Below are 17,430 nucleotides of genomic sequence, written 5' to 3' on the forward strand. Positions count from 1 at the left end.
CACGATGCGGTCGTGGCGGAATTGGTAGACGCGCAGCGTTGAGGTCGCTGTGGGGCAACCCGTGGAAGTTCGAGTCTTCTCGACCGCACCAAGAAAGAACCCGGCCTTGGAGCCGGGTTTTTTGTTGCCTTTGATTTCAAAGACTTCTCAGTCCCAATCATTGGTAACGTGGCAGTCGATGCCGTGCGTCGCTGACAGTTGTCGGATGTTTTGTCGGGGCTGGTTCGGAAGAACTGGCCCCGTCGCCATTTGGCTTTTGCGAACCTGGCCGCATCGAGCGGGCTGCGATTCGCCCGAAGGGAGCCCATGCCCCTCCCCTCGGCTCCCTTCCCGCCCGGCATACGAGCCGCGGTGGGTGGCGCTTGATCATGTCGATCAGGAGGTGGATCAAATCGGGCGATCCGCTATCAATGAACTCATTTCTTTGGCCGAAAGCGTGCCTTTGGTCGCGATCAGATAGGCTGCGAGATAGGTGAGCTTCAGCTTAGCCTCTCCGTCACCCTTTGGCTTGTAATTGATGATTGCCTGGCGGCGTGCCGTCGCCCTTCTCCCCTCTTGAACTGCCGCAGAATGCTGCCCGATCAGCTCGCGAAGCGAAGGCCCCTCTTTTGTCGTGCTGACTGCGACCGTCTCTCCAGCTTTGGTAGGCGTGGATAATGCCCGAGCCGCTTTGTTGCCACGAGCGGCAACTGCTTCATTGGTCGAACGCGAACTGGATGACGACGGTAGCATGGGAGATGCCTAACGGATCTAGTTGCATTGGGGACCGTTTCAGACCATCAAAACGTCCACAACGCACGATAGGATACGAAACGAGACGAAATCTGGGGCTGTAAACCATTGGAAAGAAACGGTAAGATTTTTGTTTCCCCGCCTGAAGACGAAAGCGACTTCAAGGAACTGTTCAAAAATATGGCTGCTGCGGGTGCCGGGCGCCCCTTGGGTGAAGACGGCTTTCCACAAGGACCATGGACACCAGAGCTGTTGGCGGATGCCATCTCGAAGATCGACGCGAATCGTGTTGGGGTGGATCTGCGGACAGTCCAGCTATGGTTTCAGGATAACGACAAGGGAATCAGCACCACCAACATCCGCTGGCTCGCACGCATCTTTGGCTGCGGCGACAAGGAGGCGACGAATGATTGGATGAAGGCGCTCAGTGCAGCGCAAGCGCGCCTGACCGCCAAGCGACGGGATAACAAAAAGACTGGCGGCGCAGACACATTGCGAATGCAGGAAATGCAAGCGCCAGCTGCAAACCATATTCCGCTAACGCCGGTCATCTCGGTGGAGCTTCAACCCATGTCGCCGGAGCGGCCTTCGGGTTTGGCAATCAAAACCGAGGCGATTTTCTCTCATGGATCACACTTGAATTTGCCGTCTTCAGTCTTTGCCGGGTCATCCGCGCTTGGGTTCTTGTCCTATATCCTTGGGATCCACACCATCACCTATATGCGTGAGGACGGTATCGAAAAACAGGTCGGCTTTCTGTGGGCGCCGAACTGGACGTTCCTCTTCATGGTGCTGCTGCCGCTGTTCTTCGCCATAGTCATCGAACTTTTGGTTTTCTGGAAACATGATGCGCGTCCGAGGTTTCTGGCACATGCCGATCGACCACACAGCGGGAATGCCTGGATTCAAAACCTGCAGGCGAACTCCCATACCTATAGGGCCGTTTTCTTGATCTGCATCTTGTTTGCCGGTCTGGCTCAATGGATTGGGGTACAGCTGATCCCACTGTTAGAACAGGCGCAGGATTTTGCCCCGAGTTGGGGGACGATTGGCATCATACGGCCTGACGTACTTTCGACCCCGGCGGCCATCGTCTTCACCGCCCTCGCCTACCTCTACATGTCCGTGACGTTCTACTTGCTCTTCGCGGGCCTGATCATTCTGCATACGATCATCCATGATCTATGGAAGCTCGGCAGCCCAGCGAAGCTTCGGGCTGTTCAGGAATCATGGCCGGGAGTCAGTGATGCCGGCCTGAGGATCATGCGCGGGGTGTTCCGATGCACCGTTCTCGTCATTCTGGCAGCCATCTGCATGAAGGCGCAGAGTGCGTATCTCGCTTCACAAGGCCCCGACATCATAACATGGATGGTTCGCGATGTTTGGGCTGCCCTTACCACCTACGACGACGGCGATCGCATCTTCAGCTATCGAATGCCAACCCACTATAGCAGCCTCCTTGTCGCAATATCGACCTGCAGTGTCTTCCTGTATGGAGCCATCCGTTTAGGTGGGGACAGACGTCTGCGCGCTCCGTTGTGGAAGATGTCTTCCGCTATTGTATTGCTTCTGGTCTCATACCTCACGATCGATGCCTTTGACGGCTTCTCGGTCTTGCTGATGGTCGCCGCACTGATCGCAACATACGGGCTATTGGATCCGGAGTTTGGATCCGCTTGGCGAGCCGGCGATATGGAAGGCGACAGGCATGTTTCATAATTGGCTGGACCGATGGGACGAGAGCCGCGCCCAGAGCGGCGAAGAGGCCAAGACGGTTACAGGCCTCATTCTGGACGCCGATCGCGCCTTCCCCAGCGTTGGGGCGGCTGAAACGGTAGATGAGTTTTGCGCTAATGCGGAAAGGGCCGCCGCTGATCCGAGCTTCTTTGATCCGCCCGATTCAAGCGATCAAGCCTTTGAGCTGCGGGATGGCTGGCTGAAATTCCCTTCGGACGTTGCAACTGATGTTGCTGAAAACAACATCGTATGGGCCAGGATCACCGAGAGCGGAAAACGCGATCAGGCAGTCGTAATCTTCCATCACTGGAACGCTACAAGTCGGAACCGGCAGATCGCCGGGTTCCTTTCCTGGCAGGGGATCACGGTTATCGAAATCGCCATGCCCTACCACTTGGAACGCAAGCGGCCCGGATCGCTCTATGCCGATTACATGCTCAGCGCCAATCTCGGGCGAACAGTTCAGGCCGTCAAACAGGCGGTATGGGACGGGCGCAAGCTTATCGGCTGGCTAAAGCGCGAAGGCTATCGGGATGTTTCCGTTCTCGGGATGAGCCTTGGATCTTGGGTTGCAGGATTGGTCGCGGCGCATGAACCCGCCGTCTCGCGGGCGTCTTTGTTCCTCACGGCAGGGAGTCTTGCCGAAATGGTATGGTCCGGGCGCGCAACCCGATCGATCCGGACAAGCCTCGAGCCGCATCTTACGCTTGCCCAACTGCAAAGAGCGTGGGCACCGCTCAATCTCGAAAACCATGCAGACAGGCTGGCGCGGCCAGGCCTCGAACTTCATGTGATTCTGGCGTCGAGGGATACGGTTGTTCTGTCGGGCCTGTCCGATCGGCTGCTAGGACGGCTGAAGAATGCCGGAGCCAGAGTGAACGTGCTGAGGCTGAATTGCGGGCACTACTCTCTTGGGCGGCCACCCTACATCTTGGGGGCCGGATGGAGCTTGAAGCGGTTTCTAATTCAACGGAAGGCTGCGCCTTTTGTGGCGTCGTCTCGCAGCAGATAAGTGTCCCGCAAACACAAAAGTGGGGGACACATTGGAAAAAATCTAGCGGGATCGGTTGTCAGACGGCGGGCCTTGCGACAAGGATATGGTACCCGCTCCAAACGGGTTCGGAAGCGCCGAGAAGAGGGGAATCGGCTTTGGATGCCGCTCCTTTCTTCTCGACTTCGCGATTTTCAGCACAGCCCAGCCGGTTTGGACCCGGCTAGTCGATGGGTGTGGAAGCCATCTCGTCTACAAATCACGCACCTAAAACCAAACCAAACCCCGTTAATTGACGCAAGACCCGCGAAGGCGTAAGGCAGCCTTATCCCGTGGTGATTTGGCCGGTCGGCTTGCAGCCACGTTAAACAAGTGGCTAAATAGACCGGGTTTACGAAACCGGTCCGTTATCGCGACCGGTTTTTTTGTGTTCGAAAATGGTGCGATTGAGCGCCGCATCGAGCGGCACCCAATCGCAATGACGGGGAGCCCCCTTCGGCCCCTCCCCTCAAACTCCCCGTCCCCGTCACGACGGAAGCGCCCCGCAAGCTGGGCGGCTCACTGAGGCTTGTCGTTTCCGGCCAGAGCGTCGATGTCAGCTCCCCACCGCTGCAGCATCACAGCGATGGAGATCCGACCTGGCGGCCGGATCACGATTTGCCGGTTGAAGGCGAAGGCGACGGCCGGGGCTACGAAGGCCGCGTTTTCAGGCCGCTCCTTAGTGGCCGTACGTATTCTAGTGCTGCGCACGATACGGCAGGCTCCGCCTTAGCGTGCAACCCTAAAGGGTTCTTCTCTCCGCTTCGCTCCGTTGCGATCGCTGCGCGATGCACTCGGCGGTTCCAGCCGTATTCGAGCTTCGCGATTACGCACAACCACTAAGGAGGAACCTCTGATGAAAACGCTCGTAACCTTCTGCCAGAAAACCGGCCGTCGCCTTCGCCAGTTTATCAACCGGCAAATCGCGAAGTTGTCCCATAAGGGCCAACTCCGGTTCTCCATCGCCGTGATGCTTCCGCTCATCGCCAAGGTCGAGTTCAGCTACCAAGTCGAGCTCAACAGCAAGGCCGGAAACGACAACAAGCCTCAGTGAGGATAGGCCGCACCCTGCCCTGCAGGGTGCGGCCTATCCGTCGTAATCCCAAACCCGCGGCCTTGCACGCGCCTGCAGGAAGCATATTTGCTGGAAGATGACAGATTTTCCAAAAGCGCCACCCGAAAAGGACGAAAGCCGCTACATCACGTGTCAGATTGCGGTTGAGATTATTTTGCAGGACCTGGTAGAGGACGCCATGCGTCGCGGTTGGGAGGAAACGGAAGTTCTCTGCGCCATTACGGAGGTTTCCGACAACCTCATGCTGGCAGCTGCTGCCAATCGGGATCTCGACCTGCTTCTTGCTGCTCTGCGAAGAAACATGCCCCCGCCCAATCGTGCCGGTTAGGCGTCACCAGCATCGAGCGAGTATACAGCTCCGGCGTCTTCAGGGTCCCGAACCCCCTTGAATGAAGCATGTCGCAGCTTTTTATCGGACGTCCAACCGCGGAAATCGATTTCAGCGATGAGCGCTGGCGATGTAGCGATCCTGTTCTTTTCTTTGAAGCGGATCACCGGTTTGTTCGTTTTCAGCTTGTCGAGCTGCTTTCGCAACGATCGCGCTTGCTGATGTTTAAAGCCGGTTCCGACGCTTCCGACATAGACATACTTACCTTCTTTGAGAGCTCCGAGAAGCAGGCTTCCAAAGCCATCTGGCATAGCTGAGGACAGTTCGTAGCCGAGGATGGCAAAGCTCTCTCGCTGGACGCACTTGATCTTGATCCAGTCGCCAGTCTTGCCCGGTCTGTAGGGACGATCACGATGCTTGCCGATGATGCCTTCCAGGCCCAGAGCGCAGGCGTGTTCGATTAGTCTTTCGGGATCCTCATTGATCTCCTCAGACAAGCGGATCGCGCCTGTAGCCTCATCCAGCAGATCCTCAAGGATGTGCCGGCGGGCGGAAAACTCCAGCTTCCGCAGATCGTGTCCGTCGAGGTACATGAGATCGAATGCAAACATGAGCGCGGTTCCGGGTGGCTGCTTTCCGGTCCGGCCGCCGAGCGAGCCTTGTAACAATCCGAAGTCCGATCGCCCCATCTCGTCGAGAACGACGGCTTCACCATCGAGGATGAAAGTCGCTGGACCAAGAGCGGCTGCCGCTGACGCAATAGCCGGGAACCTCGCCGTCCAGTCAAAGCCGCCGCGCGTCAGGATCCTCACCTTTGAAAGCTCCCGGTGAACAGAAATCCGGTAGCCGTCCCATTTGATGTCGTAGGACCATTCCGGCCCTTTCGGCGGGCGGTTCTTCAAGACGGCAAGGCAAGGTTCGACGCGATCCGGCATGGGATCGAACAGGAGGCGCGGCTGTTCAGGGTCGCGAGGTCTCAAGCGTCCGCTTCGCAGCGGCGCCTTATCTTCCGTCAGAAGCGGTTTCGGCGGCTTTCGCGGTCCTTTTACCATTCCGCCATTTCAGCAGAGACAGCTTAACAACCGGCTTAGGAAGCCTCTGGACCTCAGTCGGCTTGCTCCATAGGGTTTGGTGCCCGAAAACGACGTAGGACAGGCGCTGGTGGATCAGGCAACCGCCCAGGAACTGCTGAAGCTCATTCACAGTATTGCAGACCCTTGCGAGGATATCATCGCTAAGGCCGGTGTGCTCGCCGGCGATCCGTCCCAACCACCAGAGATCCAGCAAGCCTCAGCTGACCTGGCTGCGACTGTCGAGCAGCTGTTTCAGATTGCCCACTACATCATGAATGCAACACCTAGACTGTAGAGGCACGGAACGGTTTTGGCGGGGGAAGTCGGTCCCGGCTTCCGCTTCGCGGCGCTATGCTAAGCCTCCTGCGGCTTCCCTTTATCCGTCAAACCGTGTCGAGAATTCCCGCTTTCCCGCCCCTGAAGGAGGGGCGGCGCTGTGCTGAAAGCTCCGATGTTCTTCATTGTTCTTCTCGGATCTCGGACTGGCGCCGATCGATCCGAGCCGGGCGGCTGCTGCCGCTATCGATACGTTGGATCAGGTTGGAATGGAGAGCTGCCCGAGGAGCGGAGCGCTCATCACTCGGAGCGCAGCGGGCAGATCCATCGTGTTATGACCCGGATAAGAAGGCGGAGAACCGGCGTCGCCGGTTCGCATCCCAAAGGAGCGGCCAGGATCGGCCGCCCATCCACCTTGCCCTGTACCGCTCTTACGATAGGTCGCCGATCGCGCCAATGGGCAAGCGCGCAATCGCTGTCGCTCGTCAGGAAAAACGGCTTTCGCCGTCAGGCCGGCAAACCTTCCGTTTTTCCTTCCTCCCGCCCCATGACCCGATCGGCGTCCTAACGGGAGCGGGCTACGCCCTCCCCCTTCGTTCCGCCGGATGTGGGGGCACATCCTTCGAGAACGAAGGCAGAGGCTTCGCCCACTAGCGGGGCTGCTCCCAAGGGAAACGGGAAAAACTGGAGCAAGGAACCATGAGCGACATCATCGCGATAGCACTGAACAAGCTGGACGCAGACCCGAAGAACGTCCGCAAGACCTACACCAAGGAGAGCATCGAGAGCCTGTCGGCCTCGATCCTCGCCAATGGCGTCATTCAAAACCTTGTGGTGCGCAAGGCATCCAAGGGGAGATACCTCGTAACCGCTGGCGGTCGCCGCCTCGCAGCCCTCAATCTTCTGGCCGAACGGGGCGAGATAACGGCTGACTACGCTGTGAATGTTATTGTCCGGGAGGCGGGCGACGCAACGGAATTGAGCCTAACCGAGAATGTCATGCGGGAAGCGATGCACCCCGCAGACCAGTTCGAGGCTTTCAAAGCGCTGTTCGATGAGGGCAAGTCCATCAAGGATATCGCTGCCCGGTTCGGGACAACTGAAATCATCGTCAACCGCCGTCTTGCGCTGGCGAAGGTTTCCCCGGTCCTGTTCGCGGCGTTCCGCGCCGAGGATATGACCTTTGAGCAGCTTGCTGCTTTCACCATCACCGATGGTCACGCTCGACAGGAAGAGGTTTGGAATGCCCTCCCCTCATGGGATCGTAGCGCCAACACAATCAAGCGCCGTCTCGCCGTGGATGAAGTTCCCGCAAGCGACAAGCGGCTCGCGCTGATCGGCGGGTTGGAGGTTTATGAAGCGGCTGGCGGTCCAGTGCGCCGCGACCTGTTTGCCGAGCAGGGAGGAGGCTTTGCATGCGATAGCGGCTTGCTTGAAAAGCTGGTTGCCGAGAAGTTGGAGGTCGAGGCGGAAGCCGTGAAGGCCGAAGGCTGGAAATGGGTCGAGTGGTGCGCTCAGCAGCCGGATAATATCTATCAGATGGCCCGGGTTTACCCGCAGCGCGTGGACCTCAGCGACGAGGATCAAGCCAAGCTTGACGCACTGACTGAGCGTTATGACGAACTGGCGGCGCAGATTGATGCGGATCAGGAGGATGAAGGTGCAGAGGCCGCGTTGTCGGCCGTCGAGCAGGAAATCGCCGTCCTGCAGAAGCGCGAAGAAGCATATCGCAGCGAAGACCTCGCGATGGCAGGGGCAATCGTCACAATCGATCATTGGGGCAAGTTGTCGGTGCTGAGAGGCCTTGTCCGCGACGAGGACAAGAAGAAGGCCGAGGCTACGGAAGGGAAGCAAGGCGGGGCGACCGAGGAAGCTGACGGCGCTTCGAAATCTACGGCGCTGACCCATTCAGCGGCTTTGATCGAGGACCTGACCGCTCAGAAGACGGCGGCGCTTCGCGTCGAGTTGGCGAACAATCCCGACATTGCGCTTGTGGCGGTTGTCCACGCGATGTTGCTCAAAGTGCAATACCGCACGGCATGGGGCATTCCCGGCCACCAGAGCGCGCTTGAAATCTCTGTCACTCATGAAGTGCTGGACGGTTCGATGAAGCGTCCCGCCGAGAACAAGGCCCTTGAGGCGTGGGGAAGCCTTGAGGAAAACTTTGGGCACCGGCTTCCCGGCGATCCTGCTGACCTTTGGGAATGGCTGATGGATCAGTCGCAAAGCGAGTTGTTGCAGCTTCTGGCCTATGCCGCCGCCCATTCCGTAAATGCGATTGAGAAGAAGTTCAGCAGTCGCAGCCAAGCGCTGGCCCATGCCGACCAGATGGGCCGCGCATTGAACGTGGACATGCGTGACTGGTTTGAAACTACGGCTGACAGCTATTTCAGCCACGTCAACAGACCAACCATTCAAGCAGTCGTTGCCGAGGTGCGCGGCGAAGATTTCGCCGCTGGTATTCTCAGCATGAAGAAGGGCGAGGCTGCGGAGTATGCCGCCAAGTCCATCAAAGACAGCGGTTGGCTTCCTCCTCACGTTCGGATCGCCTCAGACGCCAATGCAGAGGATGAGGCTGAAACCTTAGAGGACAAGAACGAACACTCGTTCCCGATGGCAGCGGAATAATCCCGCCGCTGCTTTCCGCCGGTCACGTCCTCCAGCGTGACCGGCTCCCCCTATTACAGAGGACATGCCATGCTTGATTCTGTCCCTGATCCGACCCTTGCCGCCGAAATCTGCTGCCAGCTAATCAACGCCTACCTGAGCGATCCGGAGCATGTTGATAGGGATGATGTGCAAAAAGCGCTCGATACAGCGCTCAAAGCCTTCGATCTCCCTCCAACTTGCATCGAAGAAGCTAACCAACGCACCTGAGTTTTCCTCAGATCGCACCTTAGCGCCCCGCCTTGGCATCGAGCCAATGCGGGCGCTTTCGTGGGAGCCTGGGAGGCAGAAAGGTTTCGGGACCGCAGATCAGGCCACTTGTTGAGAGGAGGCCCGCGCCCCCTCCTCTCAAACTCTCCTCCCCACCGGGCTGAATTTCCCCAACAATAACGGGGGTAAAGCCCCGCCTGGAAACATCAAAGTTTTGGGCGTGGCAAAGAGAGCACTCCAAAAAGGGAGCTAACAAATTGATGTAAAACGTTTATCTCCGATGATGGCTGTGCGGTCGCAAAAGCGCAAAATGTGCAACTTGCATCAATTCGGTATCTCAGGCTACAAATCGCAATAGCCGGAACCACAACCGATTCCGACTTATACATTCTAACAGTTTTGGAGATAGCAACCGGCCCAGAAAAGAAAAACCGCTCCCGAAAAATCCGGAAGCGGTCTGCAGTTCGAAAATATAAAAGCACCATCGTTCTCGCAGACCTCCCCTCCGATGTCAATAATCAAAACACCTTTTCGGTGAACGGCGGAGCTTTGTCTGGCCTCTGACAGGAGACGGACGATGGGGGAACCCACACAATACAAGCGGCCGACTGGTCGCAGAATGACGAAAGAGCGATCCGAATTTCGGCGACTGGCGCAGTCAACGGAAATCGGAGCGGTGACGCGTGGCCAGCTTGCGATGCTCGCTAAGAATCTGATGACGATCGGAATGATCACGACCTCAGAATATGCGTTGCTCGAGGCTATCATAACGACCGCCAAGGCCGATGCCTTTGACAAAGGCGGGCGCCCGATCGTCTACAAGTCGAACCGACAGCTGGGGTACGACATCAACAAGTCACCGGGACGCGTAAGCCGAATTCTCTCCCGATTGTACGACCTCGGCCTTGTCACCATGCAGGACAGTGCGAATTTCAAGCGCTATCCGATCCGCGATGGCGAAGGAGATATTGCCGACGCCTGCGGCATTGATCTGCGTGTCCTTATTGCCCGGCACCACGAGCTTGATCAATTTGTACGCCAGAAGCGGGAAGAGATACGAGTTCGTGACCAGGCGGCTCGTCGATTCCGGGACGCTCTGCGTGCTGCAAGGTATGCTCTCGTGTCTTCAATCGATCAAGGGGAAGCCATTCGGAGACGGATCGCGTCCCGTGTTGAAAGGGTCGCAGCCGTCATTGGATCAGCCAGGCACGCATCGGGCCACGTCCTCCGGAAGGCAACAATGCTTTTGGAGTGGCTTGCCGACCGCCTGCGTAAGGTGAATCGGACTCCTCAAGCGTCCGACATAGATGCAAATATGACATGCACGGATGTCGAAAACGACATGCACATACAGATTACAACCCCCGAACCTTTTGAACCTCGTAATGATAAACGGCGTTCGGCTTTAGCCGAACAAATCAGGTTGCAAGGGGCTGGCTCCGCCAGCAAGAGGGCTTTTGAGGAAAGCCTGGGGAGCCGTTCGCGCCAAAGCAATAAGCAATTGCAAGTGCGGCCTTCTCTTGTGGCGCTGGAGGATGTGTGGCGGGCTGCCCCAAGCCTAGCCGAATACGGCTACCAACCGCCGCGCAGTTGGGCGGATCTGGACCGGATAGCTCCCCAACTTTGCCGCCTCGCCGGTGTGTCCGAGGATGCGCGCCAGCGCGCCGTGGACCGAATGGGCCACCAGGCGGCCGCCGTTGCGATCGCTCTCACCTTTGAGAAATACACGCGCGCCGAAATCAGCTCGCCGGGCGGCTATTTGCGGGCCATGACAGACCGTGCCGCGAGGGGAGAGCTTCATCTAAACCGCTCGGTATTTGGGCTGGCAGCCCGCAACTCAATGGAGGCACACTCGTGATAGAAAATCGCTTGGTTGGAGCCGCGCTGGCCGCGCTTCTGTTCACCCCGTCTTCTGCAGCGGCCGACTATTCAGGCCGAGCGCGAGTGATCGACGGTGACACCTTCAGCATTCGTCAACAGAGGATCCGTATCGCGGCCATTGACGCCTGTGAGCGGGACCAGACCGGCTCCAAAAACGGTGTGATATGGAATTGCGGGATTGAGGCACGTCGCTTCCTCGCCCGCATGATCGATGGCAAGCATGTCCGCTGCATTGAAGTCGATCGAGACCAGTATAAACGCCTTGTCGGCCAGTGCTTCGTCGAGAACTCGGATATTGGCCTCGAGATGGTGAAGGCGGGCCAAGCCACCCTCTTGTTGCGCTATCTACCGAGATCCCACCCAATCGACCTGAGCCAGTACCGCCGCGCCGAGAATCGAGCCCGACAGCTCGGCCAAGGCTTGTGGGGAGCCGAGGTCGAATCGCCCTCCTCCTATCGCCGCAGCCATTCCGGCAACTGAACGACTGGCGGCACTCTGTGAGCAACAGATGGCGAGATCTCACGTTTTGCGGAACTCTCGGTCACCCCAGCCACTTGTTTCGGGGTGTCGGTTCGGTTGCATTCCGCACGATCGCGCCCTTGACCTGTGCCGATGTCTCATTTCTCGAGGTGACGTATTGCTGCAAGCGCTCAGGCCCCACACCTCCAAAGTGGTTGCTCTTGATGCCCGTTCGCACGGCGACGCGGTTGGCGCAAAGCTGTTCGTCTCCAAATTTTCCCCGCCTTCGGCTTCCTCGCGAAGCAATATTTGTCCCCGTCCAGCCTCCTTTGCTGCGCTCCGGCCTACGGTGCGCACCGCTTATCCCCGTGCCCTATGAACGATCATCGCAACCACCATAGAGGAGTGATTAACATGAGCATGACCAACTTCATCCAGTTCGACAAAGACGACATCGACAACGCCAAGGGAACCGGCCTCATCTCCACCATCGACCGGGACCTGGATATCAAGGTCACACCGTTCGACTCCGCCAACGAAAAGGCTCCGACGCATCGCGTCTATGCCAAGTCGCCTCGCGGCCACGACATCGAAGTTGGCGGCATCTGGAAAAAGACCAGCGGAGAAGGGAAGCCGTACTACACGCTCTCCATCAAACGCCTCGGCTTCAACGCCAACTTGGGCCGCTACCCCGGCCAAGATGACCTGGCGCTGCAGGCCATCATTGAATGGGAACCCCGCGATTGATCGCTCTGGGAGGCCCGATCTCTGATCGGGCTCCCACCATAAAAGAGCCGACTACCCCACATTCGCTGGATATTTGGCTCCTTTTGTGCTACGTTGAATAGTAACTGGAGGCTCTGCCAATGAACGTTCATGCCCCCCGCCCCGATCGCTCTCCGGAAGCTGTTGCTGCCCGAAAGAAAGCCGTCGATCAGGCTCGTGCCGCCAACATGCGGCAGGGTTACACCGGCGATCCGGTTTTGGAAGAAGCAAACAGCCGTTACGTTGCCGGAGACATCACCTCCGACGAAATGCGCCAAGAGCTTCTGGCACGCTTTAAGCGGGCTTGATCATCGCCTAGAGATTTGTAGCGGCCGCCTGTGATCTCAGGCGGCTTTTTTGCATGAGGTTTTGCTTGGCGCGCGATGATGAAGCCAAAGGCTCCTACACCTATCCCAACACGTCAGAGGATAAGGATTTCAAGGATGTTCTGAAGAACAAGCTTGATATCAGGAGCCAATCTGCGCTGCGTGAAGCCGAATACGCATTCACAGCTTTGAGGCAAACGGAGCTGGCCGAGGGAAAAGGCCCAGTCGGTAATCACGATGCAGCGCATCTGAAGGCTCTGCACGGCTACATCTTCCAAGATATCTATGAATGGGCAGGACATACGCGCAACGAAAGTCCTGTCGTCGATGGACAGCGGGTAGAGCCGGTAGGGGGGCTTTCGAAGGGTGACACGACCTTCCTGCCCGGATCGCGGATCGAAATGGGGCTCAACGAGGCACTGCGGCCCACCAAAGACGTTCAGGGCTTGCGAGCCGCCACACCTGAGCAATTCGCCGAGAAGGCCGCTCACGTCCTATCTGAGCTGAACTACGTTCATGCCTTTCGTGAAGGCAACGGAAGGGCAAACGAAGCGATGGTGGTCTCATTGGGCCGCACCTACGGTCATGACATTGATCTTACCGTCATCACCAAGCCTCGCATGATCGAGGCATCCATTGAGACCACGAACGATCCGTCCAGTCCGGCGATGAAGCACCTCATCCAGGATGCGATGGAGCCTAACCGCCGCGAGGCGATCCGCAGCGCCATGTCAGATCTTGAACAGGCTGGCGAGAAACCCTTCGAGCACAATATCCGCACGGCCCGCCCGGGCGAAGTGATCGAAGGGCAGGTTCTTGGGCACGACAATCGCGTGGCGAGCCTTGTGACCGACAAGGGGATTGTGGCCGTTGACCGCGCTGACCTTCCCGAGCGGATGCCTCCTGACGACGAGGAGGTGAAGTTCACCGCTCGATCTGATTTCAAGACTCTGGGGCGGCCGGAACAGGTCCAAGATGCCCAATCGCAGCCAGGTCAGCAAAAGGCTCAAGAGCCTCAGTCGCAGCACATCAACGCCGAGCTTAAGGCTATCGAAGCGCAGCAGCTTGTCGATCGCCAGCGGAACCGCGACCAAGACGACCGAGAGCGCTGACCTGCGGCCCTATCGCTGCAGTGAGGGCCTGTGTCGTTGGCCGGGGTGCCGGAGCTCTGCGCCCCCCCTGTCCGTTGGATGATTTGACGGACAAACTACGATAGCCCCTTCCCTATTCAACCGCTTGCGCGGTCCTACACTCCGTTGCGGCCCTATGGGTGCATGGGGTCGTTTCGCTATCTTCGGATTTTTGCCGTCAACCAACGAACAGGAGACGGCAATGCAGAGCGTAAAGGACACCTACCAGCGGATCACTGACACCATCATCCAGCAGCTCGAGGCCGGCACCAAGCCTTGGATTCGGCCATGGCGTGGAAACAGTCGCAGGTCGGTTACACCGCTCCGCGCCTCCGGCGAAGCCTATCGCGGCATCAACGTGGTCATGCTGTGGCTCTCCGGGCAACTCGCCGGCTACGACGAAAACACATGGATGACCTACCGGCAGGCTCAGGAGCTTGGCGCTCAGGTCCGCAAGGGTGAACAAGGAACCCTCGTCGTCAAGTACGGCACCTTCACGCCGAAGGAGCAGGAGGCGGACGATCGCGCAGTCCCCTACCTCAAGGGCTACACTGTCTTCAACGTCGAGCAGATCGACAACCTGCCTGACCGCTTCAAGAGCCCGGCCGAAGATGTGCCAATGGATGCCGTTCCAGTTCTCGAAGACGTCGAATCCTTCATAGATCGCACTGGCGCGAAGATCACCTACGGCGGCAAGCAGGCTTGTTATCGCCCTGGTCTCGATGACATTCTGATGCCGGATCGGGGGCGGTTCCTCAGCGAAGTTCACCTTTACAGCACGGTTCTTCATGAGATTTCTCATTGGAGTGGTGCAAAGGCACGTTTGGGTCGTGATCTGAGTGGGCGGTTCGGCAGTGAGGCCTACGCCATGGAGGAGCTTGTTGCCGAGATCTCAGCCGCGTTCGTCTGCGCCGATCTTGGCATCGAGCATGATCCGCGAGACAACACCGCGACTTACGTTGAAAGCTGGCTCAAGGTGCTGAAGCAGGATTCACGTGCAGTCATCACTGCCGCCGCGAAGGCTCAGGCAGTCGCTGACTATCTGCGGACTCTGAACCTATCGAATTCAACGGATTGCCAGCCGGGATGTTAGTCACCTCCCGTTCCTGATATTGCGGCGAGTTTAATGCCCTGACTCGCCGCAGACTGATTCTAGCTTGTCGGAGCAATCAGATCCAAGCGCGCGTTTTGTGAGCCTGTTGATTGTCAGCTGACAATTCAGTCAAGCCATTGAATCTAATAACATCTTTGTCTAGGCCCAGGAAGTTAATATGCGTTAATCAAAAACTGCTTGACGGATAGACACGCCATGAGATCATTTGCGCAAATTGCAGCGAATTATCGGGTTTACCGTGAATGGCGAATAAGACCGCGAAAATCAGCCGGATCGAAAAAATCGAACGTGTTTCGATCGATAAAACTATTGCTGATGATTCTGCAAAACTCAGCAGTAATCTGCAGGAACTATCAGCGCGTCTGTTTTCACCTGACGAAAAAAAAGCGTTGAGGCGTTTCAGTAGTACCGAAGCTGCAAAATTGCTTGGCGTGACCGACAGCTATGTCCGGCACCTGGCATCACAGGAAGACTCGGTGACGTCTGAGAAGACAGCGGGTGGTCGTCGAACGTTTTCTCTGTCGGAGATCAACACGATCCGACACATCCTGGGAAAGACTAAGCCCGCGTATCTTCCTGCACGCCGGGAAGGGGACCACCTGCAGGTCATAGCAGTTACTAACTTCAAGGGCGGATCTGGTAAGACGACGTCGTCAACGCATCTCGCTCAGTATCTGGCGCTCCGTGGTTATCGTGTGCTGGCTGTCGACCTTGATCCACAGGCGTCGATGTCAGCCATGCTTGGATATCAGCCGGAATTCGATGTTGGCGAAAACGAGACACTATTCGGAGCTATTCGATATGATGAGCTTCGTCGTCCAGTAGGCGAGGTGGTTCGGGAGACTTATTTCCCTGGACTTGATCTGATACCGGGCAATCTCGAATTGCATGAATTTGAGCACGACACCCCTAGAGCTCTTGCCGAGCGCAGTAGCTCAGAGACCGACATGTTCTTTCTCAGGGTAGGGAAGGCGTTAAGCGATCTTTCCGATCGCTACGACGTCGTCGTTATAGACTGCCCGCCAACCCTCGGATTTTTGACGCTGTCAGCTCTGTGCGCAGCAACTGCCGTGTTGATAACAGTTCACCCTCAGATGCTGGACGTGGCGTCAATGAACCAGTTCTTGGCTATGACCTCTGATCTTCTCTCGGTGGTCAAGGAAGCAGGTGGCAATCTCGAATACGATTGGATGCGATATCTGGTCACACGGTACGAGCCGAACGACGGCCCCCAAGCGCAAATCGTTGCCTTCTTGCGAAGTTTGTTTGGCGAACGCGTTCTTACATCAATGATGGTGAAATCAACTGCGATCTCTGATGCGGGCCTGTCAAAGCAGACAATTTATGAAGCGGCGCGAGAATCAATGAATCGGCAGACATATGATCGCGCTGTGGAAGCGATGGACGGGGTCAATTTTGAAGTTGAAAATCTCCTGAAAAGTTCATGGGGGCGTGCATGAAAGGCCGCGATATCCTGAAGAACATGGTGAGCTCGTCTGCGAGCGATTCAACCAAGTCGCCCGTTCAAACGCAGGCTCCACACAAGCCAGCTGGGGCCGTTCGAGCTATGAACCTCTCACTCGGTCGACTCGGTGATGAGGCCGCGGCTGCGAAGGAGCTTCGCACCGCGCTTGCAGCTGGTGATAAAGTTGTCGAGCTAAGTCCCGCTCAAATCGAAGCGTCGTTCATTCGGGATCGTATCCCGACTGACCATGATCCCGCCCTACAAGAACTCATTTCGTCCATGAGGGAAAGCGGACAGCAAGTTCCCATCCTGGTTCGTCCGCATCCAACAAAGGAAAACCACTATCAAGCGGCATATGGCCATCGAAGATTGCGTGCGGCGGTAATTCTTGATCGCCCAATCAAGGCCATCGTGCGCCAACTTTCGGACGATGAACTGATCGTCGCACAAGGGCAAGAAAACGGTCCCCGCGTCGATCTCAGCTTCATCGAGCGTGCTCTCTTTGCGAAACATCTCGAGCTGCATGGTTTTGACCGGGACCGGATCTCCCAAGTTCTGTCAGTGGACAAACCTGAAATTTCCCGTCTTTTGCAAGTTGCTGACGCTATCCCAGAACAAATAATCCTCGCTATAGGGCCAGCCGCAAAGGTGGGGCGACCTCGGTGGTTGGCGTTTGCCGATCTCTTGAAGGACAAGGCAGCTTACGCAAGGATCACAGAAGCGATTGACGAGGCCGAGTTCACGTCAATTGATTCAAACGAGAGATTTACGCGTCTCTGGCTAAGCGGTCAGGCACCGAAAGCTTCGAAAGACAATAGTCGAGGACAGATTCGCACTCGGAAGGGGCTCGTTCTGGCAGCTGTGGAGCGGACGTCAAAAGGCTCAAAAATCACTGTTACATCAAGAGCGTTCGCGGAGTTCCTTGACGCTAAGATGAGCGATCTCGTCGAACAATTCGAACGAGAAAATTCTTCTCAAACAGACAATTAGCGTGATTGTCAGCTGACAATCAGTTGTGAAACCAGGAGAGCAGACCCGCAAAAGAAAAAGGCCCCCAAAACGTCGCCGTCGTGGAAGCCCTTCTCATCGTGTAGCAACTAGAGAATCGCATTTCCCCGAATCCCAGTCAAGAGTCTAGGGCGCCAATTTGGTGAGCAGGTTT

General features: G+C 57.1%; 17 protein-coding genes, 1 tRNA gene and 1 riboswitch. Of the genes, 16 read left to right on the plus strand and 2 right to left on the minus strand.

Annotation, left to right across the window (positions count from 1 at the left end; genetic code table 11):
- Positions 1 to 6: 6 nt before the first annotated feature.
- Positions 7 to 91, plus strand: a tRNA-Leu gene (locus tag F3H41_RS20545).
- A gap of 296 nt (positions 92 to 387) precedes the next feature.
- On the opposite strand, the gene F3H41_RS20550 is transcribed toward F3H41_RS20545, so the two are convergent.
- The gene (locus F3H41_RS20550) at positions 388 to 732 is read right to left on the minus strand and encodes a hypothetical protein (protein ID WP_149740616.1); all 345 of its coding nucleotides are present in this window, start codon (positions 730 to 732) and stop codon (positions 388 to 390) included.
- Positions 733 to 840: 108 nt separating this feature from the next.
- On the opposite strand from F3H41_RS20550, the gene F3H41_RS20555 reads away from it, so the two are divergent.
- The 4 genes from F3H41_RS20555 (at position 841) to F3H41_RS20570 (ending at position 4,902) form a co-directional block, all read left to right on the plus strand.
- Complete coding sequence (locus F3H41_RS20555; protein WP_149740618.1) at positions 841 to 2,451, plus strand: hypothetical protein; 1,611 nt, start codon at positions 841 to 843, stop codon at positions 2,449 to 2,451.
- Positions 2,441 to 3,481 (plus strand): dienelactone hydrolase-related enzyme, encoded by a 1,041-nt coding sequence (locus F3H41_RS20560; protein WP_149740619.1) that lies wholly within the window; start codon positions 2,441 to 2,443, stop codon positions 3,479 to 3,481. The genes F3H41_RS20555 and F3H41_RS20560 overlap by 11 nt, the downstream gene beginning before the upstream one ends.
- A 301-nt stretch (positions 3,482 to 3,782) precedes the next feature.
- Positions 3,783 to 3,861: riboswitch (SAM riboswitch) on the plus strand.
- A 494-nt stretch (positions 3,862 to 4,355) separates the two neighbouring features.
- Positions 4,356 to 4,553: a hypothetical protein gene (locus F3H41_RS21400; protein ID WP_052642493.1), complete on the plus strand. Its 198-nt coding sequence runs from the start codon at positions 4,356 to 4,358 to the stop codon at positions 4,551 to 4,553.
- A gap of 97 nt (positions 4,554 to 4,650) precedes the next feature.
- On the plus strand, positions 4,651 to 4,902 hold the full coding sequence (locus tag F3H41_RS20570; protein WP_149740621.1) for a hypothetical protein: 252 nt from the start codon (positions 4,651 to 4,653) through the stop codon (positions 4,900 to 4,902).
- On the opposite strand, the gene ligD is transcribed toward F3H41_RS20570, so the two are convergent.
- The gene (ligD, locus tag F3H41_RS20575; RefSeq protein ID WP_149740623.1) at positions 4,899 to 5,954 is read right to left on the minus strand and encodes a non-homologous end-joining DNA ligase; all 1,056 of its coding nucleotides are present in this window, start codon (positions 5,952 to 5,954) and stop codon (positions 4,899 to 4,901) included. The genes F3H41_RS20570 and ligD overlap by 4 nt on opposite strands.
- Positions 5,955 to 6,063: 109 nt before the next feature.
- Between ligD and F3H41_RS20580 the strand changes: the two genes are divergently transcribed.
- The 11 genes from F3H41_RS20580 (at position 6,064) to repB (ending at position 17,258) form a co-directional block, all read left to right on the plus strand.
- Positions 6,064 to 6,270: a hypothetical protein gene (locus F3H41_RS20580; RefSeq protein WP_149740625.1), complete on the plus strand. Its 207-nt coding sequence runs from the start codon at positions 6,064 to 6,066 to the stop codon at positions 6,268 to 6,270.
- Between the two features lie 680 nt (positions 6,271 to 6,950).
- Positions 6,951 to 8,879, plus strand: a complete 1,929-nt coding sequence (locus tag F3H41_RS20590) for a ParB/RepB/Spo0J family partition protein (RefSeq protein WP_149740628.1) — start codon at positions 6,951 to 6,953, stop codon at positions 8,877 to 8,879.
- A 69-nt stretch (positions 8,880 to 8,948) separates the two neighbouring features.
- A complete protein-coding gene (locus tag F3H41_RS20595; protein WP_149740629.1) occupies positions 8,949 to 9,128 on the plus strand; it encodes a hypothetical protein in 180 nt (59 codons plus the stop codon).
- Positions 9,129 to 9,705: 577 nt separating this feature from the next.
- The gene (gene repC / locus F3H41_RS20600; protein ID WP_149740631.1) at positions 9,706 to 10,986 is read left to right on the plus strand and encodes a plasmid replication protein RepC; all 1,281 of its coding nucleotides are present in this window, start codon (positions 9,706 to 9,708) and stop codon (positions 10,984 to 10,986) included.
- The gene (locus F3H41_RS20605; RefSeq protein ID WP_244616310.1) at positions 10,986 to 11,489 is read left to right on the plus strand and encodes a thermonuclease family protein; all 504 of its coding nucleotides are present in this window, start codon (positions 10,986 to 10,988) and stop codon (positions 11,487 to 11,489) included. Before repC ends, F3H41_RS20605 begins: the two co-directional genes overlap by 1 nt.
- A 393-nt stretch (positions 11,490 to 11,882) precedes the next feature.
- A complete protein-coding gene (locus F3H41_RS20610) occupies positions 11,883 to 12,215 on the plus strand; it encodes a DUF736 family protein (protein WP_149740632.1) in 333 nt (110 codons plus the stop codon).
- Positions 12,216 to 12,334: 119 nt separating this feature from the next.
- Positions 12,335 to 12,541 (plus strand): antitoxin VbhA family protein, encoded by a 207-nt coding sequence (locus F3H41_RS20615; protein ID WP_113460381.1) that lies wholly within the window; start codon positions 12,335 to 12,337, stop codon positions 12,539 to 12,541.
- 65 nt (positions 12,542 to 12,606) lie between these two features.
- Positions 12,607 to 13,671, plus strand: a complete 1,065-nt coding sequence (locus F3H41_RS20620; RefSeq protein WP_244616300.1) for a Fic family protein — start codon at positions 12,607 to 12,609, stop codon at positions 13,669 to 13,671.
- A gap of 220 nt (positions 13,672 to 13,891) precedes the next feature.
- On the plus strand, positions 13,892 to 14,782 hold the full coding sequence (locus tag F3H41_RS20625; RefSeq protein WP_149740635.1) for a zincin-like metallopeptidase domain-containing protein: 891 nt from the start codon (positions 13,892 to 13,894) through the stop codon (positions 14,780 to 14,782).
- Positions 14,783 to 15,045: 263 nt separating this feature from the next.
- Positions 15,046 to 16,263, plus strand: coding sequence for a plasmid partitioning protein RepA (gene repA, locus F3H41_RS20630; protein WP_149740636.1), 1,218 nt, complete (start codon positions 15,046 to 15,048; stop codon positions 16,261 to 16,263).
- Positions 16,260 to 17,258: a plasmid partitioning protein RepB gene (gene repB / locus F3H41_RS20635; RefSeq protein ID WP_149740638.1), complete on the plus strand. Its 999-nt coding sequence runs from the start codon at positions 16,260 to 16,262 to the stop codon at positions 17,256 to 17,258. The genes repA and repB overlap by 4 nt, the downstream gene beginning before the upstream one ends.
- The last annotated feature ends 172 nt before the right edge of the window (positions 17,259 to 17,430 follow it).

This window comes from Rhizobium sp. RU20A (assembly GCF_900155885.1).
Lineage (GTDB): Bacteria > Pseudomonadota > Alphaproteobacteria > Rhizobiales > Rhizobiaceae > RU20A.